This is a genomic window from Enterococcus sp. AZ091 (assembly GCF_051714805.1).
In the GTDB taxonomy this organism is placed as follows: Bacteria; Bacillota; Bacilli; order Lactobacillales; family Enterococcaceae; genus Enterococcus_D; species Enterococcus_D gallinarum.
Genome location: NZ_JBIOSO010000001.1, coordinates 2,047,893 through 2,070,105 on the forward strand (window position 1 = coordinate 2,047,893; position 22,213 = coordinate 2,070,105).

General features: G+C 40.0%; 24 protein-coding genes. 20 read left to right on the top strand and 4 right to left on the bottom strand.

What is annotated here, in order from left to right; translation table 11 throughout:
• Positions 1 to 177: 177 nt before the first annotated feature.
• The 9 genes from IGJ28_RS10165 to IGJ28_RS10205 all read left to right on the top strand — a co-directional run bounded on the left by IGJ28_RS10165 (position 178) and on the right by IGJ28_RS10205 (position 6,602).
• Positions 178 to 645 carry a MarR family winged helix-turn-helix transcriptional regulator gene (locus tag IGJ28_RS10165; RefSeq protein WP_060814860.1) on the top strand — a complete coding sequence of 156 codons (468 nt, stop codon included), beginning with the start codon at positions 178 to 180 and terminating at the stop codon, positions 643 to 645.
• Entirely contained in the window at positions 632 to 1,171 is a 540-nt protein-coding gene (locus tag IGJ28_RS10170) for a flavodoxin domain-containing protein (protein WP_003127237.1), read from the top strand. The genes IGJ28_RS10165 and IGJ28_RS10170 overlap by 14 nt, the downstream gene beginning before the upstream one ends.
• Positions 1,172 to 1,578: 407 nt before the next feature.
• Positions 1,579 to 2,403 (top strand): prenyltransferase, encoded by an 825-nt coding sequence (locus IGJ28_RS10175; RefSeq protein WP_060814859.1) that lies wholly within the window; start codon positions 1,579 to 1,581, stop codon positions 2,401 to 2,403.
• Positions 2,404 to 2,439: 36 nt separating this feature from the next.
• Complete coding sequence (locus tag IGJ28_RS10180; protein WP_113849782.1) at positions 2,440 to 2,922, top strand: GNAT family N-acetyltransferase; 483 nt, start codon at positions 2,440 to 2,442, stop codon at positions 2,920 to 2,922.
• A 148-nt stretch (positions 2,923 to 3,070) separates the two neighbouring features.
• Entirely contained in the window at positions 3,071 to 3,610 is a 540-nt protein-coding gene (locus IGJ28_RS10185) for a DUF1697 domain-containing protein (protein WP_060814858.1), read from the top strand.
• Between the two features lie 242 nt (positions 3,611 to 3,852).
• Entirely contained in the window at positions 3,853 to 4,845 is a 993-nt protein-coding gene (locus IGJ28_RS10190; protein WP_252711876.1) for a serine hydrolase domain-containing protein, read from the top strand.
• A 135-nt stretch (positions 4,846 to 4,980) separates the two neighbouring features.
• The gene (locus IGJ28_RS10195; RefSeq protein ID WP_138371806.1) at positions 4,981 to 5,403 is read left to right on the top strand and encodes an SRPBCC family protein; all 423 of its coding nucleotides are present in this window, start codon (positions 4,981 to 4,983) and stop codon (positions 5,401 to 5,403) included.
• A 115-nt stretch (positions 5,404 to 5,518) separates the two neighbouring features.
• A complete protein-coding gene (locus IGJ28_RS10200) occupies positions 5,519 to 6,019 on the top strand; it encodes a GNAT family N-acetyltransferase (RefSeq protein WP_003127245.1) in 501 nt (166 codons plus the stop codon).
• Positions 6,020 to 6,098: 79 nt separating this feature from the next.
• A complete protein-coding gene (locus IGJ28_RS10205; RefSeq protein ID WP_228073945.1) occupies positions 6,099 to 6,602 on the top strand; it encodes a GNAT family N-acetyltransferase in 504 nt (167 codons plus the stop codon).
• 167 nt (positions 6,603 to 6,769) lie between these two features.
• Here IGJ28_RS10205 and IGJ28_RS10210 read toward each other — a convergent pair whose 3' ends face one another.
• Positions 6,770 to 7,300, bottom strand: coding sequence for a hypothetical protein (locus IGJ28_RS10210; RefSeq protein ID WP_138371808.1), 531 nt, complete (start codon positions 7,298 to 7,300; stop codon positions 6,770 to 6,772).
• 139 nt (positions 7,301 to 7,439) lie between these two features.
• Here IGJ28_RS10210 and IGJ28_RS10215 point away from each other — a divergent pair, with 139 nt between their 5' ends.
• The 11 genes from IGJ28_RS10215 to IGJ28_RS10265 all read left to right on the top strand — a co-directional run bounded on the left by IGJ28_RS10215 (position 7,440) and on the right by IGJ28_RS10265 (position 18,644).
• On the top strand, positions 7,440 to 9,923 hold the full coding sequence (locus tag IGJ28_RS10215) for a vitamin B12-dependent ribonucleotide reductase (protein ID WP_438845381.1): 2,484 nt from the start codon (positions 7,440 to 7,442) through the stop codon (positions 9,921 to 9,923).
• Positions 9,924 to 10,044: 121 nt separating this feature from the next.
• Positions 10,045 to 10,464, top strand: a complete 420-nt coding sequence (locus IGJ28_RS10220; RefSeq protein WP_252711878.1) for a DUF4430 domain-containing protein — start codon at positions 10,045 to 10,047, stop codon at positions 10,462 to 10,464.
• A 225-nt stretch (positions 10,465 to 10,689) separates the two neighbouring features.
• Positions 10,690 to 12,615 (top strand): heavy metal translocating P-type ATPase, encoded by a 1,926-nt coding sequence (locus IGJ28_RS10225; protein WP_252711879.1) that lies wholly within the window; start codon positions 10,690 to 10,692, stop codon positions 12,613 to 12,615.
• Positions 12,616 to 12,640: 25 nt separating this feature from the next.
• Entirely contained in the window at positions 12,641 to 12,868 is a 228-nt protein-coding gene (locus IGJ28_RS10230) for a heavy-metal-associated domain-containing protein (RefSeq protein WP_060814852.1), read from the top strand.
• A gap of 497 nt (positions 12,869 to 13,365) precedes the next feature.
• Positions 13,366 to 14,025 carry a Crp/Fnr family transcriptional regulator gene (locus tag IGJ28_RS10235; RefSeq protein WP_103300072.1) on the top strand — a complete coding sequence of 220 codons (660 nt, stop codon included), beginning with the start codon at positions 13,366 to 13,368 and terminating at the stop codon, positions 14,023 to 14,025.
• A gap of 227 nt (positions 14,026 to 14,252) precedes the next feature.
• Positions 14,253 to 14,381 carry a hypothetical protein gene (locus tag IGJ28_RS10240; protein WP_257152403.1) on the top strand — a complete coding sequence of 43 codons (129 nt, stop codon included), beginning with the start codon at positions 14,253 to 14,255 and terminating at the stop codon, positions 14,379 to 14,381.
• Between the two features lie 171 nt (positions 14,382 to 14,552).
• Positions 14,553 to 15,146 (top strand): uracil-DNA glycosylase family protein, encoded by a 594-nt coding sequence (locus IGJ28_RS10245; RefSeq protein WP_103300073.1) that lies wholly within the window; start codon positions 14,553 to 14,555, stop codon positions 15,144 to 15,146.
• Between the two features lie 351 nt (positions 15,147 to 15,497).
• On the top strand, positions 15,498 to 16,967 hold the full coding sequence (abc-f, locus tag IGJ28_RS10250) for a ribosomal protection-like ABC-F family protein (protein WP_252711880.1): 1,470 nt from the start codon (positions 15,498 to 15,500) through the stop codon (positions 16,965 to 16,967).
• 385 nt (positions 16,968 to 17,352) lie between these two features.
• Positions 17,353 to 17,829 (top strand): class I SAM-dependent methyltransferase, encoded by a 477-nt coding sequence (locus tag IGJ28_RS10255; RefSeq protein WP_252711881.1) that lies wholly within the window; start codon positions 17,353 to 17,355, stop codon positions 17,827 to 17,829.
• A 21-nt stretch (positions 17,830 to 17,850) separates the two neighbouring features.
• Positions 17,851 to 18,183 carry a hypothetical protein gene (locus IGJ28_RS10260; protein WP_252711882.1) on the top strand — a complete coding sequence of 111 codons (333 nt, stop codon included), beginning with the start codon at positions 17,851 to 17,853 and terminating at the stop codon, positions 18,181 to 18,183.
• 203 nt (positions 18,184 to 18,386) lie between these two features.
• On the top strand, positions 18,387 to 18,644 hold the full coding sequence (locus IGJ28_RS10265; protein ID WP_208775270.1) for a TfoX/Sxy family DNA transformation protein: 258 nt from the start codon (positions 18,387 to 18,389) through the stop codon (positions 18,642 to 18,644).
• A gap of 150 nt (positions 18,645 to 18,794) precedes the next feature.
• Here IGJ28_RS10265 and spxB read toward each other — a convergent pair whose 3' ends face one another.
• From spxB to IGJ28_RS10280, 3 genes are all read right to left on the bottom strand, one after another.
• Positions 18,795 to 20,522 carry a pyruvate oxidase gene (gene spxB, locus IGJ28_RS10270; protein ID WP_438845434.1) on the bottom strand — a complete coding sequence of 576 codons (1,728 nt, stop codon included), beginning with the start codon at positions 20,520 to 20,522 and terminating at the stop codon, positions 18,795 to 18,797.
• Positions 20,523 to 20,777: 255 nt separating this feature from the next.
• The gene (locus tag IGJ28_RS10275; protein ID WP_029486887.1) at positions 20,778 to 21,470 is read right to left on the bottom strand and encodes an N-acetylmannosamine-6-phosphate 2-epimerase; all 693 of its coding nucleotides are present in this window, start codon (positions 21,468 to 21,470) and stop codon (positions 20,778 to 20,780) included.
• A gap of 374 nt (positions 21,471 to 21,844) precedes the next feature.
• A complete protein-coding gene (locus tag IGJ28_RS10280; protein ID WP_241547318.1) occupies positions 21,845 to 22,072 on the bottom strand; it encodes an aldo/keto reductase in 228 nt (75 codons plus the stop codon).
• Between the last annotated feature and the right edge of the window lie 141 nt (positions 22,073 to 22,213).

The following is a 22,213-nucleotide window of genomic DNA, read 5'->3' on the forward strand; positions in this document are numbered from 1 at the left end:
GTAATTACCGCTTTTTTTGAACACTCAGTTCTTTCAAATAATAGGTGAAATCATTGCTGATTATTTCATTCTTTCCTTGTACCGAAATGTCCTAAAAGCAACACTTAATCTTGATAATAAGCAATAGGTTGCATATAATATAGGTAACCTATTACCTATTATGAAAGGGAAATGCTGATGAAGGCCCCAGAAAATCCTAGACATCTATTATTTGGTGGAACATTTATCCTAGCGAACAAGCTCCAATTTGCAGGAGACAAATCTGTCACTGGATTAACCACGAAACAATGGTTTTTACTAATGAATCTTAGAGAACTTTCTAAAGTGAGTGTACCTAGCGTCAATGATTTAGCGAGTACGATGAATACAACAAGACAAAATATTGCCAAGATGCTCGACACAATGGAAAAAGAAGGACTTGTATCAGTTAATCAGAGTGCCCAAGATAAGCGGGTCAAAGAAGTTTTCGTGACAAAAAAAGGACAACAGTTGGCAAAACAAAGTGAAAAAGAAAGTCAAGATTTTCGAGATAAAGTTTTTACAGGAATGACAGACAATGAATTGGCAATTGCTTCTCAAGTCACACTAAAGATGATAGAGAATCTGGAACGCATAATCAAGGAGATGGATCATGATGAAGGATAACCTAGCGGTTGTATACTTTTCTAAACATGGGATGACAGAAAAATATGCCAGATGGATTGCAGAAGAGTTGAACGCAGCACTTATCGACGGGAAAAAAGTCAAAGACGTAGAATTGCGTAAATATTCATTTGTCATTTTTGGGGGTCCTATTTATGCTGGGAAAATCACTGGTGTTGATTTACTGAAACGAAACCTTTTCGATCATCTGGTTGTATTTACAGTTGGTCTGAGCGATCCTGTCGGTACGGATTATGCTGATTTAGATAAGAGTCTTCAAAAATTAAAAAGCATTCCCGAAGGTATTTTTCATTTTCGAGGCGGAATCGATTATACACAATTAAGCATGGCAAATAAACTGCTGTTAAAAGTGATAATAAACTCGTTAAAAAAAGTACCTGATGCTGAACTTACTTCGGAAAACAAAGCATTGATCGAAACATATGGACAGACGGTCGATTTTAGTGATAGAACCGCTATTGAACCGTTGGTAGCTTATGTAAGAAAGTTAGTTGAGAAGGAAAGTTAAACTGATAAAGTCATACACTTAATGAGGTGGATGATTCATCTTACATGTGGATTGAATGGATTGTTAAAGACGTCTCTGCAAAAGAGTCGTCTTTTTGTTTTCAAAGGCAAACCAATTTAATCAAAATTGGTAACTTCTGAAGTAGATGATTGATTCATTCTCCATTTTACTTTCAAACAGGGAAATAGTAAACTTGAGGAAAATCAATGCGATAGTTTTTCACTCACCGTTCAAGACATTCGGTTGAAAAAATGACAAAAATCCTGCAAAACGAATGCTTATCGGGTTTTCTTCGAACAGGATTGACCAGAGAAACAAGGAGAGTTGCTAGAGACGTGCTACTAAGTTTTTTACAGGAAATCCAGTTTATATTTGCTTGCAGTCTAATTTAGGCAGAGGAGAAGGCTATGGATAAACTTTATTTGGAAGACATAGAAGAGATTATCGCACATCGATACGACAATGGCGCCGATTACTGGACGACTGAGGACCGAAAATTATTGAAAGGGGCTCCGTTTACCACGTTGGAAAGTCCGATGTACTTACTTGAACTGGGAGTGTCTCCCCAGGATGCGATCCTAACAGAAACAGCGGAGCTGATTTTCAGCACTTGGAAAGAAGATGGTCGTTTCAAAACTTCCCCATCTGGTGGGCTGTATCCTTGCCATACGGCGTTAGCCCTAAGGAACCTTTGTGTTCTCGGTTATGCGGAAGATCAACGGCTTCTTAAGACCTTCGACTATTTTATTTCCACACAGCAAGAAGATGGGGGTTGGAAATGCAACAAGTATAGCTTTGGTCGAGGACCTGAAACGGAGTATTCTACACCGATGACGACATTAACGGTATTAGATGCCTTTCGCTATAGTCCATTCGCAAAGAATCAAGCGGTTATCCATCCTGCGATCGAGTTTCTGTTGACGCATTGGAGACTGAAAAAGCCAATCAGTCCTTGTCATTATGGCATTGGCACGCTGTTTATGCAGACGGAATACCCTTTCAGGGGATATAATCTCTTTTATTATCTGTATGTTTTGTCCTTTTACCCTTATGCGAAACGAGATGAGCGCTTTTTGGAAGCGTTACACCAATTTGAAACAAAATTAGTAGAGGGCAAAGTCATTGTAGAACGTGTTGTGCCGAAGTTAGGAAAGATGAATTTTTGTAAAAAGGGACAGGCCAGTCAATTAGCAACGAAACGTTATCAAGAAATATTAACCAACTTAGCATAGCATTTTTGGCAATTCAGCAGAACAGGAGGCAAGAAAATGACAGAAACTTGTTTGACACTTCGTCCATTGACCAATGAGATCGAACTAGTCGATCGCTGGTTAAGAAAAGAGTATATCAAGAAATGGCTTGGTTCGGCAGAAGATTGGTTGACGGAAATCAGAAATGAAACAGGAGAATTTGATTATATCCATCATTTTATCGTCCTTCTTGATGATAAGCCCATCGGATTCTGCCAATATTACGTGTGTGAAAAGACCGTTAAAGGGTATCCATGGGAACATGAGCCGGCTGGAACATTTGGCATTGATTATTTCATTGGGGAAGAGACGTATCTCAAAAAAGGATTTGGAAATATGCTGATCAAAGCACTCGTCATCCATATCATGAGCCATGAACAGGCTCGTCGAATCATTGCAGATCCAGTGCCAGAAAATCAAGTTTCAATCGCTGTGTTGGAAAAAAACGGCTTTGAATTGGATGAAGGAACTGGGCTTTATTTCAAAGATCTTTCAGAATGAATGTTGAAAAGCAAGGCAGTTACGAAAACTATGCTTTTTATCTAGAAGTAAATAGGTGTGTTGAAGTGGACTAGAGACGAAAAGAACTTTTCTTTAAAAGTGTTCTTGGTGCAGAAACGAAAGTGAACCTGGTAAAGGAGTCAGAAGAATGGATCGATATGTTGCTTTATTAAGGGGAATCAATGTCGGCGGGAAAAATAAGTTGAGTATGTCTGAATTAAAAGAAGAATTAAAGAAAGACGAATTTACAGATGTTGTCACTTATCTAAACAGTGGCAATGTTATCTTTTCCAGTAACAGAGAGGACCCACAGATTTTAGCCAATAAAATGAGAACAAGGATCAAGCTCGGCTTTGAGTTAGACATTCCCATTCATGTGGTTTTACAAGCCAAACTAAAAGAATTATTAGCAAATGCTCCTGAATGGTGGGGAGATGAGAACAAAGAAATTTATGACAACGTCATATTTATGATGAAGCCATTGTCTTTTGAAGTTTTACTGACTGAGATTGGTGAACCAAAAGCGGATTTTGAAAGAGTGTATCCTTATAAAGACATTGTCTTTTGGTCCTTTATTCGCAAAGAACATCAAAAAACAAATTGGTGGGCAAAGACCGCAAAGCCAAAGGTAAAGGATCAACTGACCATCCGAACAGCCAATACTGTAAGAAAAATTGTTGACATGTGATCAAAGAAAGTCCTGTCGATTATTGGCTGATTCCGCTCTTAAACTCATTGTGAAAGGTTTAGGTAGTGTTCTCTAATTACTGGGTTCTGTTGGTCATAAACTGACTTTGAGTGTCGCTTTTTTCAAAGCATGGAAGAAATCAATTGAATGCAAAACTGTTCTGAAAATTTTAATTCTCCGAAGAAGGAACCTTGTAATCCATTTTTAATGGATTTATGCTTATTCTTGAAAGGAGAATGATGATGAAAAAAGCAGAATTGCATGAGTTGATTACGAGTACCCAGCCAAATATTTGTCAAATTGTTGCATACAAGAACCACGAAGAAGTCTATTCAGATGAATGGAATCATTATCAGAGAAATGATGCTTGCCATGTGATGTCGGCGACAAAAAGCGTAGTATCGTTGTTGATCGGAATCGCCATCGATCAGGGAAAAATTCATAGTATTGAAGATAAAGTCCTTGATTATTTTCCTGATTATAGCGTGAAACGAGGAGAAAAAACGATCTATGACGTGACCATCAAATACTTACTCACCATGCAGGCACCTTATAAAGGAAAAGGAGATCCTTGGACAAAAGTCTGTACTAGCCAAGATTGGACGAAAGCTTCTTTAGACTTTTTGGGTGGAAGAAAAGGGTTGACGAATCAATTTGATTATCGAACAGTTTGTCTGCATATTTTGACTGGTTTATTATGCCAAGCAACAAAAATGACCACGGTTGATTTTGCAAACAGCTATTTATTTGAACCGATCGGTGTCAGCCGACACTACAATTACCATGCCGAAACAGCAGCAGAACACAAGCAGTTCACCATCGGAAAAGAGCCAAAGGAGCCGGTTTGGTTTTGTGATCCATTGGGTGTTGGTACAGCTGGTTATGGTTTGTGCTTGTCAGCCAGCGATATGGCGAAAATTGGCGAACTCTGCTTGAACCAAGGCCGACACAAAGGAAAACAAATTGTCTCTGCTGAATGGATCGCAGAAATGAGTACACCAACGCAGCCAGCTCTAATCCAATTTCAGCAGATGCACTATGGGTATTTATGGTGGATACTAGACCCAAAGCAGAATGTCTATTCAGCAATTGGCAATAGCGGCAATGTCATTTACGTTGATTCGAAAAACAAACTGGTTATTGCTGTAACCGCGTATTTCAAACCTACGGTCCTTGATCGGGTCGACTTTGTAGAAACGTATGTGAAGCCATTTGTCCTGACAGAAATAGTCTGAGCCCTTCACTTATTGAAGGGACGAATGGAAAGGAGCGGCGACTGCGTTCCATGAGAATCTTCTTAAAAGAACGTTGAACGAATGAGCATTTCTTGGACAGATACCAACACAAATTAACGATAACGGAGGAACTCTATGGTCAAGGCAACGATTCGTGCCAGTATTGATCAGGATATCCAAAAGATCTGGCAAATTGTCACCAATCTTCAGGACTATTCCTGGCGAAGTGATTTAAGTAAAATTGAGGTGATCAATGAAAGGCAGTTTATCGAATACACAAAAAGCGGGTATCCCACAACATTTACGATTATCGACAAAGAGCCTTTCACGTTGTATTCATTTACGATGGAAAACACAAATATGCGAGGGCGTTGGCAAGGAAAATTCACCAAATCAGGTGCTCAGACAGATATGATCTTTACGGAAGAGGTAACGCTGAAGAAGTTTTATTTGAAACCATTTTCTAAAAGATATTTGAAGAAGCAACAGGAGAAATATCTCGCAGATTTGACAGCAATCCTAAAAAGAGAGAAAGAAGTTACGGAAAAATCCCATTGAAATGTATTTCGTTGCTGGCTGCCAACCGCAGCAGACTGCAGCACATCAAGCATAGAACAGACAAGAAAATGACTTGAGACAATCACAAAAGAAAAAGTTTTAAAGGAGTTGACCAATGTTTACTTTTGAGAGAGTGACTGACGCAAATGAACAGGAAGCTGTTTCCATCTATTTAAATAATCAGCCGTATTTTTCTTTAACGGATGATGTGGCTTCCTTGCAGTTATTAAAACAAGATATGGTAGATAAGCCTGAATCAGTAAAGAAAGAAAATAAACGCTTTTTTTTAGTTAGAAAGGATACAAAGCCGGTGGCGATCCTTGACTACTTAGTTGACTATCCAGAAGAGCAAACCGCTTATATTGGATTATTGCTGATCAATGAAAAGAGGCAAGGACACGGGAAAGCAATCGTTCATAAATTAGAAGAAATTCTTCTTTCTGAAGGGATGACGAAACTAGCCTTGGCCGTTTTATTGAATAATCAACCAGCGGGTAAATTTTGGCGATCGTTAGGTTTTCGGCCCACTAAAGAAACCATTGCTCAAATGAATCAAAAGAAAGTCAAGGTTCTTTCTTACGAAAAAATTTTTGTTCACCCAAGATCAAGGAACTAGCGAGTCTATTTTCAATAAGCAAAACGTCAGTTGACTCTCTACTTGAGATAAGGGTCAAGATGCAATGAGGAGGGGTATCATGTATTTTTGCACACCACGTTGTTTTATCCGTGATTTTAGGATCGAAGATATCCCAACAGTTATGACCTATAGAAATGATTTAGAGTGGATGAAGTACCAAGGTTTCAAAAACATGGAAAAAGCTGCGTATATCAAAGAACTGCTGCATACAAAAAGTTTTTCTGAAGGCAAAAATTTAGCAGTTGTGCACACTTTAGATGAACGGCTGATCGGTGATATCTATTTAAAAAATGAAGCAGATTTTTTCTGGATCGGTTACACGATCCATCCTCATGAGTCTCAAAAAGGATACGGCTCAGAAGTGATTCAAGCGACGATACAGTGGCTGTTTGATCAAGGTGTTCAATCAGTAAAAGCAGAGGTAGCGCCTGGAAATCTAGCTTCGATAAAACTTTTAGAAAAACTGAATTTTTCGTTAGTCAAAACGGAAGAAGACGCACTCTATCAGTTGCATCGCCTTGACTACCCACAACAGAAAAATAGGATAAAACAGGAACAGTGAATCAGAAAGTTCTCTTCAAACAATAAAAATCTTTTTACCTTGTTAAGAAGCCTAGGCTAACTTGGTAAAAAGATTTTTTTTTTGACGAATCCGCTTCACGTTTCTTTGACAAAAGAGTTGGTAAGTGCTCCTAATTTGGTGATGGTTCGAGCAAAGATTATGCTTTTCTATTTTCTCCATTTATTTAATGCGGGCATCATTCGCTCAAATACGGGGAATAAGATCAAATAAAACAGGAAGTTTCCGCTAGCATGAAACAAATCAAATACGAAGCCTTGAAGATAATAGGCTGTAAAAGAAGGAAACTGATAAAGCCAAACTTCCATCATAGAAACGATCAAACCGTATAGAATACCACAAATGAACGCTAGAAGTGCTTGGGTTAAGCGGCTTTGCTTTATGAGAGATATTTTTCCTCCCAGATGAAAAAAAGTAATCATAGCAGCCAGTGCTACAAATTGGCTGATCGTCCAAGGCCCCATCCCTAAGTAGATATTTGTACCAAGCAAACTCAATAAAGCAACGATCAAAGCATCAGACAAACTGCCTGCCAGGGCTAATAAAAATAAAATAGCACTCATGGGCTGAACGTTGGGGATCCAGACAAAAAATAAGCGTCCAACGATACAAGACGCAGTAAGGAGTGCTAATAAAGAAATTTTTTGAACGGAAAATATATGGCTATGAGGCTGGAACATCGAAATCGCCGTCTTTCTAATTGATAATCATTCTCATTATACATGAAAAAAAATAAATTTCAAGATTGAAAAACACATTATGTAGTGTGATAATGAATTTCGGACACAATATGTTGAGTATGGGAAGGTGGCACAAAAAATGAAATACAGTAAACAAACGATAAACAAGCTAAACGAGGACATTCATATGTTCCCAGAAGTCTCAGCAATCACTACTGAGATGACGAACACATTTGAAGGAATTTCTCGCTTGATCATGCTCGATCGCTATTCTTTCAAGGATCAAAACCACCAAACATTAGATAAGGGTGATTTGGTTATTTTAACCACAAAAGAAGATCCTCAATATCCTGCTCGAGGCATCGGATGGGTAAAGTCTATTGATGACGACATGGTCTCCATAGAGGTTGAAGAAGAGTATCGCTCAGCTATAGAAAATACTGCTGAACAAGTTAGTGGTCTTGTTAAACGACGGAAAAATGAGATCGAAAAACCACTGGAACTTTATTTCGAACAAATCGCTCGCCGAGTCGCTAGAGGGATTTCCGATAAAGAGTTAGAGCAGGAGTTGTTTCTTGAGCAGTTTTATCAGCAAATTGCCGAACAAAATCTGATTCCGGCAGGTCGAGTCCTTTATGGCGCTGGTACTAATTCTCAAGTTACCTATTTCAATTGCTTTGTGATGCCTTTCATTCACGACTCTCGTAAAGGAATCGCTGTACACAGACAAGAAGTGATGGAGATTATGAGTCGGGGCGGAGGAGTTGGTACTAATGGTTCAACCTTACGGCCAAAAGCTTGTGTGGTCCATGGTGTCAGCGGGCGATCCTCTGGTGCCGTCTCTTGGTTGAATGACTTAGCCAATTTGACGAATCTGGTCGAGCAAGGGGGAAGTCGTCGCGGCGCACAGATGATCATGATGGCTGACTGGCATCCAGACATTTTGGCGTTCATTATTTCTAAAATCCAGAATCCTGCAGTATTGCTGCAGTTAAACAAAACATTGAAAAATGACACCATCAAACAGTTAATCAATGAAAAACTTCATTTTGATCCTTTGTCAAAAATGGAAGAAAAAATGTATACCCATATTGCTCAGCTTCCAGAATCATCAGATACCGAGCAAAATGAAATGATCAAGACAGCAAAAGAAAAGCTACGGCATGGAGGAAGTTATACGGTTAAAAACAGCGACTTCCTGACTGGAGCGAATATTTCTGTTTGTTTGACAGAAGAATTCATGGATGCAGTAAAGAAAGACGATTGGTATGCGCTGCGTTTCCCAGATATCGATAATTATTCCGAAGAAGAAATGGCGGAATACGATGCAAAGTGGGCAGAAGTCGGAGATGTGCGAGAATGGGAAGCCGTCGGTCATAAAGTAAAAACCTATCAAAGGATCAGGGCTCGTGAATTGTGGAATTTGATCACTTTTTGTGCCACGTACTCAGCTGAACCCGGTATCTTCTTTATCGATAATGCCAATAAAATGACCAATGCTACAGCCTATGGGCAAAAAGTGGTTGCGACGAATCCTTGTGGTGAACAGCCGTTAACACCTTATGCTGTATGTAATCTAGCAGCAGTCAATTTGGCAAACATGGCCGATCATCAAACGGGGACAGTTGATTTTGCTAAATTAAGAGAAACGGTTAAAACCGCGGTTCGTTTTCAAGATAATGTCATTGATGCGACCCCTTACTTCTTTGATAAAAATGAGCGCCAAGCGAAAGGTGAAAGACGTGTTGGACTTGGCATCATGGGCTTAGCCGATCTACTGATCTATTGTGAGAAAACTTATGGTTCAGCAGAAGGCAATCAATTAGTCGATCAGATTTTTGAGACGATTGCTATCACCGCCTATGAAGCCTCCATTGATTTAGCAAAAGAAAAGGGCAGTTTTCCATTTTTGATTGGGAAAGATGATCAAGAGACACAAGCATTACGAGAGAAGTTTATTGACACAGGGTATATGAAAAAAATGCCAGCCCATATTCGTGAAGGGGTGATGCAATTTGGGATTCGCAACTCACATCTTTTGACTGTCGCACCAACAGGATCGACGGGAACGATGACCGGTGTGTCAACAGGATTAGAGCCTTACTACTCCTTCTCCTATTTTAGAAGTGGCAGATTAGGCAAATTTATTGAGATCAATGCAGCAATCGTTGAAGAATATCTTGCGAATCATCCGGAACAAGCCAAAGATCAGCTGCCAGACTTCTTCATTTCAGCAATGGAACTGTCCCCAGAAGAACATGTTGGTGTTCAATGTGCGATTCAACGCTGGGTGGATAGTTCGATTTCAAAAACTGTCAATGCACCGAAAGGGTATTCTGTAAGTCAGGTGGCGAAAGTCTATATGGATCTCTACGATGGTGGTGCCAAAGGCGGTACTGTATACGTGGATGGCAGCCGTGACTCACAAGTATTGACTTTGGAAGCAATCGACAATGAAATAAACACTCAAGTAGAACCAGCAGAAGATCAATTTACCACCCAAACGAATGAACCAGTGATTTCTGGTGACATTTGTCCCATCTGTCATGAAGGAACAATAGAAGAAATTGGCGGTTGTAGTACATGTACCAATTGTAAAATTCAATTGAAATGTGGTTTGTAAAAATAGATCATTAGTGATTGAAGAGATAAGGGATATACCTGTGTTTCAGTAAAAATTTAGTATGTTTTTCGATGGATAAAAGAGTAGATTTTAATGACGTATGTCGGGAAGGAATAAATAAATGAAAAAATTGTTAGTCGTAATCGTGTTGTTAGGCGGATTATTTGTCACTAGTGGCTGTCAAGGAAATACGCGTACATCTTCAGAAAATACCCAAAATGCACAAAGTGCAGAAAGCACAGAACGTTCTGTTGATCAGAAACAATTAACAGCTACGATTGTTATCACGAATAAAGGTGAGGAAGTCACCTCAAAAGAAGTTGCTTTTCAAGAAAATGAATCACTACTGAAAGTAATGAAAGAAAACTTTACGATTGAAGAAAAAGATGGCTTTATCACTTCGATCGATGGAATGAGTCAAGATCAAAAGAACAATGTATTTTGGGTCTATACAGTCAATAATGAAATGAGTGATAAAGGTGCCCAAGAGCTGTTTTTGAAAAAAGCTGATACGATCACTTTTAATTTACAAGCATTCTAACTCACCCTTTAAGAGGTGTAACATATGTTTTCAACCGAGGCCCCCCAATAAGGACTAGGATCCAGCAGGTCTCTTTGGCTTGCACGATGTATCGTGCCATTCAGTATCCTCGAGTTGCTACTTATGTTGCAGCTTTTTTTTCTTGATACAAATCAATTTGTTTTTCGCTCCTTTTCGTTAAACTAGCGCTGAATCATCCCTACAAACAAAAAAGGAGTGGAGACATTGAAGATCCAAAAAAAGATACAAGCAAACCAAGTGTTGCTGACAATAATCAGCGGTTGTCTGATCGTCACTGCATTTGGTGGGAAATATTTATTGCAGCAGCAGGTACTCTATGAGAGTTGCTTGTTTATTGCTTCTGTTATTGGTGGTCTTCCCATTGCTATCCAAGCTTATCAAGCGGCAAAAGTGAAAGTCCTTAGTATTGACTTATTAGTGACTGTGGCAGTGCTGGGCGCCCTTTTTATTGGGGAATACAATGAATCAGCTATTGTGACCTTTCTTTTTTTGTTTGGTCATGTTCTTGAACAAAAAACGTTAGCCCATACGCGATCAGCAATTCAATCTCTCATCAATATGTCGCCGGCAAAAGCCTGGAAATATATCCCCTCAGCGAATGAAGACGCCGTTGAAAAGACGGCAGAAGTAGCAATTGAAGAAGTCAAAGTGGGGGATCGCTTGCTGGTGAAAGCAGGTGCTAAAGTGCCAGTGGATGGCATGATTGTTGAAGGATCGGGCTACTTAAAAGAAGCAGCAGTGACGGGAGAAGCTGAACTTGTTAGAAAAGCAGTAGGCGCAATGGTTTTTGCAGGAACGATTCTCGAAAACGGTACATTAAAAATCCGAGCTCAAAAAGTTGGAGAAGAGACGACATTTGGTAAAATCATTGAACTCGTTGAAGAGGCACAAGATAGCAAATCAGCTGCCGAACGTTTGATTGACCGTTTTGCCACCTATTATACACCTCTGATTTTGGTGCTGGCTGTTCTCATAGGCTTGATTACTAAAGAGATTCGTCTAGCGATCACGCTACTGGTGCTAGGATGCCCCGGAGCGCTTATTATCGGTGTTCCGGTCGCCAATGTTGCGGGGATCGGGAATGGTGCCAAGAATGGAGTACTGATTAAAGGCAGCGAAGTCATGGCTACTTTCAGCTGTGTCGATACGATTGTTTTTGATAAAACAGGGACATTGACTGAAGGCAAGCCAAGTGTGACTGCCGCAAAGATTTTTACCGATAAAGACGATTTAGCCTTAACGGCAGCCGTAGAAGCAGAATCCGATCATCCATTAGGTCAAGCGATTCTTCAGTATGCAAGAACTGTCGGGGAAAGTTGGGAAGCAGTCCATGTGGAGCAGACGAAGATCCATAAGGGACGCGGTGTACAGGCGGTTGCAAATGGCCATGATGTGTTGATCGGTAACAGACAATTTATGATTGAACAAGGGATCGAGCTATCGATGGAGGTACAACGGCAGGAAGATGAATTACGAGGACAGGGTCATTCAATCGTTTTAGTAGCGTGTGATCAGCAATTGACTCAATTATTTGGTATCAAAGATGCGATTCGTTCAGGGGCATCAGAAACGATTCATGCACTGAGAAAAAGCGGCATAAAACGGCTGATCATGCTGACGGGAGACCATCAACACACCGCAAATTTGATTGGCCACACGTTAGGGTTAACAGAGATTCATGGTGAGCTTTTACCTGAAGAAAAAGCGGACTTTATTCGACATTTACAGAAAAAAGGGGAAATAGTTGCTTTTGTGGGAGATGGCATCAATGATAGTCCTTCAATTGCACTTGCTGATATTGGGATTGCGATGGGCAATGGGACAGATGTGGCAGTCGAAACCTCTGATATTGTATTGATTCAATCACGGATCGAGCAATTAAATTATGCCTATCAACTAACGAAAAGAACCGTCAGAAAGATGAAAGAAAACATTCTGATTGCGTTAGGAACTGTTTTATTCTTGTTAGTAGGTTTGGTCTTTGGCTTCATCTATATGGCCAGCGGGATGTTTTTCCATGAGTTAAGTATTTTGCTTGTTGTCTTGAACGCGATGCGCTTGCTGGCGAAACCAAATAAGTCAAAACTTGATACAAATCAATTATTAGTGACACAAGAAGAATTAAAATAAGACTATCAATAAAGGAGGAATAGTCATGAAATCAATTATTCAATTACAAACCTTAACTTGTCCATCTTGTATGCAAAAAATCGAACAAGGGTTGAGTCGCCAGTCTGGTGTAACAAAAGTGAATGTTCTGTTCAATGCCAGTAAAGTAAAAGTAGAATTTCAACCAGAAATCATCACTCCGCAAGAAATCCAACAAGTGATCGAAACGCTAGGTTATGTCGTTGAAGGGATTCAACTAAAAGAGTTGGCTTGATATTACTTGAAACAAAGGAATGAAGCCGAAGGAAGTTAATAGGAAAGGGACAATGGATCTTTTCTATTACTATCGTTAATTATTTTTTCGTGTATAGATTTAGCCGATAGACGATCACGGGATTAATGGCTTATTTCAAAGCAGTCGGGTAGGCTTCAACAAGGAGATTTAGTCTCAACAGTATTGATGAAGAAGGAATCCTTGAATGGGTGCATCAAGTAGTAAACTTCCAGAAATTTATGTCAACACTAGTGCTAATTGGTGGGTGTACGATGCTCAAAAAAAGTGGTACATTAAAAAAGAAACGTCGCGTGTTAACATGCATGGCTGTTGAGCAATCGCAGCTGTTGTTGCTGTTTGAGACATTCTATAAAAGAAGTTCGGCAGGACTGAGTTTTTGAGTTTTCTAAAGAATTTTCTGCGTGATTGCAAGGCCATTGATTCCTTGGATAGGACAATTTTACGGGGAAACTGGTAGCGAATAGGAGAGGATTTCCATGGCAAAGGATCATATGTGTGTTTCATTAGTGCCATTGTTCAATCATTTAGATGAAACGGATCAACGAGTGATTCACATGCTGGTTACACATCACATTAAGGAAAAAGGGGAACTGATATTTACCCCAACCAGTGCTGATCAGTTAGTGATCGTTGCTCGTGGAAGCTTGAAGGTCTATCAGCTTTCCGCTAATGGCAAAGAGCAAGTCCTGCGTGTCATTGAACCCGGTGGCTATGAGGGAGAGAAACAACTATTTGGTGTTCGAAACGAACTATTGTTTGGAGAAGCGTTGGAGAAAACAGAAGTTTGTGTTCTCAAACAGCGAGATTTTACGCAGTTGTTGCTGGATTACCCCCAGCTAAGTTTGAAATTATTAGAAATAAATGCGCAAAAAATGCTAAAAGTCGAGCAGCAAGCACGCTTTCTGATGATGGAAAAAGTTGATGAACGATTAGCAACTTATCTACTAGATCTAGCAAAAGTTGCCGAATCAGATCAAGTTGTGCTGCCTATGAAAATGAAGGAGCTGGCGTTGTTTTTAGGAACCACACCCGAAACTCTTTCAAGAAAATTAAAACGCTTTGAAGAGAAACAATGGATCCGCCGCAATAAGCGAACGGTGTGGCTGCTTGACCAAGATCAGTTAGCAGATCTTTAAAGAAAGAGACTTTTATTCAAAAGCAGCTTTACCATCTGTTTCCCGCGAAGGGGACCTCACATCTGCCAATAAATCAGTGCAAACCTTCTGAATTTCAGTAGATTGTGCAATCAACGATTGACAAACGGTCAAAATCCAAGTAGATTTAATCAGGATGCTAAATTCTTTTATCAAAGTGATTTGTTTTATCAGATAAGAGAGGGTCTGGGGAAAACGAGGTGGAAATAGTGAACCAAAAAGAAAAAATGCTTGAACTGATCAAAAAGAAACAAGGTGGTGGCCGTTCGAAACAAATGGACACACCAAAAAATGATCGCAAGAATATGCGTAAAGGACCAAAGATTTTCAATAAGTAATAAATGAGCGCGACTCATTGAGTATAACTGCGTAAGGAAATCCTCCTTACGCAGTTTTTTGTCTCTTTTAGAGAGGGGTACCGACTGATTTTCTCAACACAAAGTACTCCTCGACTTCGCCGCTTTCCTTTTGTATGATTAAGGAAAAGAGAATAGGAACGGAGTGAGAAAATGAATGTGAAAGAGGCATTGATGGCTGGAGCAGAAAAAAGTATTTTTTTGAATGATATTGAAGTCGATCCGAAAACCATTAAAGCAGTATTGATCAATGAAGTCGTTCCCCTAGATCCAACAGATGATTTTTATGGGGCAACAGATGGCGCTTATCTTTCTACGACGTTGCCGTTGTTTCAACAAGCTGGGATCTATGTAGATTCTGCCCATGACTTATTGGATTTAGGGATTTATTTGACCAATGCGATCAAAACGCCAAAACACACGACGACAATTGAAACACAAACTATCACTGAAAATCTACCGCTATTAGAAAAAGAGTTGTCGTTATTTCCAAATATTGAAGTGATTATGCTAATGGGGGATGTCGCCAAAAAAGCCTTCAATCAAATCGCCAAAAAGCAGCAAAAAAAGAATGCGATTCCCTCCGTTGCAACTTACAAAATACGCCAGACTGAAATCTACTATGGAAAGATCCGCTTATTGCCTTCTTATATTATGACAGGGAAGAATGTATTGATCGAAAAATCTAAAGTCACGATGGCAGCCGAGGATATCGCGAAAATGTATCAAGTGATTACGAAGGAATGATTTGATTAGCAGACGATCCCATGAGCTCGCAGGATGACAGATCTTCCGCTGAAATTATAGGACACACTGGTGTAAGGGACTTCCAGCGAACTCATGCGAACCTTTCTGTACAAGTATTTTCGGATCTGCTATACTTAAGGAAATCATTTACTGAAGGAGGAAAAGTCATGACAGCGGCAATGAAATTGTGGATCGATCTTTTGAATCGTTAATTTAATACTATTCAAAAGTCTAGGTGATCGCGATTTCAAGGGATGAGTGTCTACTTTTCCAATTATTTATGAAGGGATAGCGCCAGGCTATGCCTTTTTTGTGTTTTCCTTTTTCCTAGACGAGAGAGGGAGATCATTCATGGAAACATTAACAGTCCAATTCAAACAGATCAAAAAACAATATGGCGCTAAAGAAGTCTTGTCAATTGAGGCGTTATCCGCCTATCATGGAGAACGAATCGGGATCATTGGTAGAAATGGTGAAGGAAAGTCAACACTGTTAAAATTAATTACTGGAGAAATCCAGCCTGATAGTGGCACGATTCAGACAACCACGACCTTTAATTATTTTGCCCAAATTGGAGGGATCGAGGATTCTTACGATTTTTCATCCGTTGACTGGGAAATCATGAGCCGCTTTTCGTTACCAAAACATTCAATGGATAGCTGGAGCGGTGGGGAAGCCGCAAAGTCACGATTGGTTCGAACACTATCGAACTATGAAATGGGTCTTTTGTTGGATGAACCTACCACCCATCTGGATCAGAAAAGTATTTCATTGCTTATTGAGGAGTTGAGGCATTACTATGGTACATTGCTTTTTGTCAGTCATGATCGGTTTTTCTTGAACCAATTAGCAACGAAAATTTGGGAAATTGATCAGGGGTGTGTACGGGAATATCACGGAAACTTTGATGCGTATAAACAGCAAAAGGAAATGGAATTACTGCATCAAAAACATGCGCTTGAAAGTCACTTGAAAGAAAAGAAGCGCTTGGAAGCGGCGCTTGAAAGTAAACTTCAGCAAGCTGAAAAGATTAGTAAAGTTTCTAAAAAAATGCAGCAGAAAAATAGTCGTCCTGATCGATTGGCATCATCCAAACAAAAGGATACAATTCAAAAGAATCTTCATAAAACAGCAAAGGCAATGAAAAGCCGTTTGGATCATTTAGGTGAGCATCATTCATTGACTGAGCCGAGACAAATTATTTTTCCAGCACCAAAAGGCATAGAAATTCATAATCCTTATCCTATAAAAGGAGACAACGTTTCAATTCAATATGAACAGAGAGTTTTGTTTGATGATTGTGATTTTCAATTTGGATTAGGAAAGCGTATCGCGATTGTAGGTGCAAATGGTTGTGGAAAAACGACTTTATTGAATCATATTTTAAATGATGGTAAAGGAATTGTCTTATCTCCTAAGGTAGTTTTTGCTAGTTACCAACAATTGTCCTATAAAATGACTGAATCGGAATCAATTCTTGTTTATTTAATGAAACAAACCGATTATTCTGAATCATTTGTCAGAAGTATTTTGCATAACCTTGGTTTTTATCAAACAGAAATTTTAAAGCCCGTAAAAAATTTGAGCGGAGGAGAAGCGACACGAGTTCAAATTGCGCTGCTTTTTGTTAAACCAGCAAATGTTCTCATTTTGGATGAACCAACTAATTTTATTGATCTTCCTACGATTGAAGCCCTGGAAAAACTAATGAGGGATTATCTTGGAACAGTTATATTTACTTCTCATGATCAATTATTTGTTGATCAAGTTGCTAATGAGGTCTATCAAGTCGTCGATCAAAAACTTAAAAAAATCACTTAAACGTATGGCCATTTTCTTAATCGCATATGCTCGTAACGTTGAACGCAAAATCGTGAAAGGGTTTGCTGCAACTGCTTTAATGTGGTAAAGTATAGTCATAATTGAATGAACAGGTGATGAAGTTCGGCATAGCTGATAGTACACAATCAGTGCTATAGGTATGACTGGAAAAGAGTAAATAAAATCAATTGAACAGGCTAAAAATAACCGCTTTTGTAGGTTTATTTAAGTTGCCTAGCTATTGATTTTATCTTACTCTAACTTCTCTTTTCACGGAAGCGATGGGCAACCATCGCTTTTTTTTATTCTTTTATAGTAATCACGCAAAAGGAGGACTAAAGAAAACTATTCAGTTACACAAATAATCAATCAAAGGAGCAGAAAAATGCGAAACGAAATGAAAGACTTCATTAAACAGCCAAAAATCTATCAACAAACCGATACTCCATTCTGGACAGATGACTATATTTCTCAGAAAATGCTAGAAAATCATTTGGATCCGAGTATAGATGGGGCCAGTCGAAATCGGTCCTTTATCAAAAAATCTGCTAGCTGGATCTGTCAAAAAGTCCCACCAGCAGATTATCCAAGCCTTCTTGATCTAGGGTGTGGACCAGGGCTCTATTCAGAATTGTTTGCTGAATCTGGCTATCAAGTAACAGGGGTAGATTTCTCAAAGCGATCGATCGACTATGCAAAAGAGTCTGCACGAAAAAAACAGTTGCCTATTTCCTACCTAAAACAAGACTACCTTGAGATGGAATTGACAGAAACTTTTGATTTGATCGTGATGATCTATTGCGACTTTGGTGCATTATCTGCAAACGATCGACATCTGCTGGCAGCAAACATTTATCGCTAGTTGAAGCCTGGCGGAAAATTCTTGCTAGATGTCTTTAGTGCAACGAAATATGATCAGACTGTAGTGCAGCAATCATGGGACTACTCAGAAGGAGCTGGCTTTTGGAGCGAGAACTCCTATCTTGCATTGAATAAGACCAGTAAATATCCCAACTTTGTTTGGCTAGATCAAACAATGGTGATCACTCAAGAGGATCAGATAACTTACAATGTGTGGACTAGTTGTTTTACAGAGCACTCATTGGCTGCCGAACTGGCTGCGGTTGGATTTAAAGAGTATCAGCTTTATAGCAACGTTTGTGGCGAAAGCTATACGAAAGAGAGTGAAACAATCGCGATGTTGCTAAAGAAGTAAACGGTAGGGTTACATTTTAGGGGACAATTGGCTAAAATAAAGAGGAGGGATAAAATGAAAAAAGTCTTATTGTTTCTGATGAAGATTCCTTTTTCTGCCCATCAAAATTAATGCAGATTTGTGAAGGAATATAGGGTAACAATCAAACAAGATTTGTGCAATAAATATAAAACTGCAGAAACATCGTTGAGAGGAGGAGTATCATGGAAGAATTACAAAAAATACCGAATGTAGGAAACGTTCTTGCCGAACACTTGCATGCGATTGGCATCGATTCGGTGGAGAAAATGAAGTCTGCAACAGCAGAAACCATTTTTATGCGTATTCGTACCCAACGGGATCCCGGGGCTTGTCTACACATGCTCTATGGGATTGAGGGAGCAATACAAGGAATTCCTAAAACGCAGATTTCAGCTGCAAGAAAGCAAGAATTGCGAACGTTTTTCCAGACTGTTTCTTGATTGATTTGCAAAGGGAGTCAAACCAATCAGATTTGTGATCTAAAAGACAAAAAAGAAGGACCAAACAATGCCTGACAACTTCCGCGAAAAACATTGGAAGTGTCTGATTGATTGTTCGGTCTTTTTTGTTTTTTAGGGCATAACTTTATGCTAATTACCTTTAAGCAGTTCTCTCAAAGTAGGCATTTCTTGGACTTGGTATTTTTCTTTAAAGGCGGCGATTTCAGCTGCCGAAAATTTTTCTGGATCCAATTTCAATTCCTCTACAGGAAGTGGACGAGCATTTTCGATCTTGATATCAATAACTACAGGGCCGTTGCTGGTTTTTGCTGCATCAAAAGCAGGTGTTAGGTCTTCGTAACGAGTGATGGTATATCCTTTTGCACCAAGTGCTTCCCCAACTTTCCCAAAGTCTGCGCCTTCTAGAAAGACTCCAAATTTCTTTTGTTCGGTATCCTCTTGTTCTGCTTCAATAAATCCAAAAGAATCATTAGAGAAGACGATATTGATGATTGGTAATTGGTATTTGACTTGGGTCAAAATATCCTGCATTTGCATGGCGAAACCGCCATCCCCACTCAATGTAAAGACTTGGCGATCGGGGAAACTCAATTGGGCGGCAATTCCTCCTGGAACACCGTTCCCCATCGTAGCGAACCAGCCAGAAGTGGTAAAACGCTGTTCTCCTGTCATGTCTAAATGTCGAATACTGTTGATCGTCACATTTCCGACATCACTGACGAAAATCGCATTCGGCTCGGCAATGCGGTTAATTTCTTTGAAGATCGGTTCTGGACGAAGAGGAGCTTGTTGATTGGTGTCAAAGTGATGGCGCCAAGCATGCCAGCGAACAATGTTTTCTTGATTTGCTGCCAGCCATTGGTCTGCTGGTCGCTCGGTTCCTAGGGTGACCCATTGATTCAACGCAGTGATCCCATCGCCTAACACCGAGACATCTGTGTTGTGCCGACGTCCAAATTTCGAGGAGTCAATGTCAACTTGAACAAAACTGGCTTTCGGATTAAAGAAACGACGACCAAATGGAAAATCGCTCCCCACGAAGACAATCAGATCCGCTTCGGCTAGTGCTTCGTTCGCAGGTTTTGTGGCAACTCTTCCGGCAAAGCCAAGAAAATTCTTATACATATCAGGAACGATTCCTTTCGCTAAAACAGAAGCCGCAACTGGCATTGAAAAGAACTCGGAAAATTCTTTGATCGCTGGAAATCCGCCGAATACCCCTTGTCCAATATAAAGAACGGTTTTTTTTGCTTGTTCAAAATAGGGGAGGGCAGCTTTTAAGTCTGCTTCATTAGGTAGGATCACCCCAGTTTTATGGTTTTTGGCTGTGGCGATCTCTTGGGCTTCAATCTCTTTAAAGCCAAAATCAACGGGAATCGTCACGACAGCGACGCCCCGAAATTTATAGGCAGCCTTGATAGCTTCATCTACCACGTGTGGTAGACTTTCAGGGGACATGACCGTTCGATTGTAGATGCTGACATCCGCAAACATCGGATTTTCATTCATTTCTTGGAAATCATTGTAATTCATTGAACTTGATGCCACTTGACCGAGTAATGCTACTACGGGCACATTATCCATTTGAGCATCATACAATCCATTGATTAGGTGGGTAGCTCCAGGGCCTGCTGAACCAAAGACAGCTCCGACTTTACCAGTTAGTTTGGCATCGGCAGCGGCGGCGAGAGCACCTGCTTCTTCATGGCGAACTTGGATATAGCGAACGGATTCGCGTTCTTGGTATAGTGCATCCATTGTGGAATTAAATGAACCGCCGGGAATGCCATAAATGTGATCGATCCCCCAAGCCTCAAAGACTTTTACCATGGCGACACCTGCATTGATTTTTGTCATTTTCTTCACTCACTTTCTCCTCTTTCTTTCAGTATAAAGTATTCTAAAAAAGACAACAAAAAATGTGACTCGACTCACAAGGGAAGCTCCCGGTTATCAGCAATCAAATTCAACAGAGGAAAAATAGTACAAAGAATAGAATACCTGCAAAAAAAGATGCACCTGTGTCAGATGCATCTAAAATCATGGTACCCTTATTCAGTCATCAGAGGCTTGTTCGCTAGAAGCCCTAGAAGTATGCGATTCTTTATGAAACTAATTGGATAATTCTGCGATAAAACGAGCCGCGATTTCTTTGGGGCGGGTAATCGCACCGCCTACCACGATACCTGCAACCCCTAGACGCTGAACTTGTTTGGCTTGTTCAGGAGAATGAATTCTTCCTTCAGCGATGACGGGCAACTGTTCAGCGACAAGTTGTTGGATCAGTTCGAGGTCGGGTCCATCTGTTGGCTCACGGTCTTTGGTATAACCCGCTAATGTTGTGCCAACAAAATCGACCCCAGCTTGGTAAGCATTGCGGCCTTCTTCAAAAGTCGCAATATCTGCCATCAGCAGCTGGTCAGGATACTTTTCTTTGATTTTTTTGATAAATGCATTGATGGTTAGACCATCGTGCCTTTTTCGCAAAGTACAATCCAGCGCAATGACTTCGACACCGGTTGCAACTAATTCATCTACTTCGCGCATCGTAGCAGTGATGAACGGTTCTTCAGGTAGGTAGTCTCTTTTTATGATACCGATGATTGGCAAGGACACTTTTTCTTTGATTTGCTGGATGTCTCGTACAGAGTTGGCACGAATTCCGACCGCACCTGCTTCTTGAGCTGCCACCGCAAAAAGAGGGATCACGCCACCTTCTTCGGTATAAAAGGGTTCCCCTGGCAGAGCTTGACAAGAAACGATCAAGCCACCAGATATTGCTTGTAAAAATTCTGTTTTGTTCATGGATACAGACTCCTTTTCTCGATTTGGTAGCTAGCGCTACGAATGCTACTAAGTTGATTTTGTCAATTTTGTCAATTTTTCAATTAAGTCAGCTATTCAAAGCGGCTTCTACCTTTGACTTCTTCAAAGGGACTATAGCATGGAAAAATGGCTTTTGTAAATGATTTCTCTCGGAAGCAGTCAAATGGACAATGACTGCGAGGGCTGTGAAGATCCTTCTCGTTTTACTGAAAACCGCCGCTCATTCTCAAAAGGAACACTTCAAGCAAGAAACAAAACAAGTTTAGGGCTTTTTCTCATCAAAAAAGCTTTCCCAGAATTCAGATTCTGCACTGAGACAGAAATGATACTGGGAAAGCGCTCTTCAGTTGCAATTATTTTGTAGCGGCTCGTTTGAAAACAGGAATTTCATTATTAGAGCCATAATCATTCATAGTGATTTCTTTTAATTGAGTCAGATCTTCTTCTGAAATTGTAAAAGCAACATCGGCGTTGTTTTTCATATGTTCAATGGATGCTGTTTTCGGTAAAGGAAGGAGATCTAATTGGAGGCAATAGCGAATCGCTAACTGTGGCACTGATACATGATATTTTTTAGCCAAAGAACGAAAGAGGCCCGCAAACATTTACTAGTCGAAGAATGAGAAAATTTGCGGCAACGTTTTGAGGAACTAAAAGGGACTTTGAATCGTTTAGATAACAAAATCAAGTACTATGACGAGCAATGGCAAGAGTAAGGATTG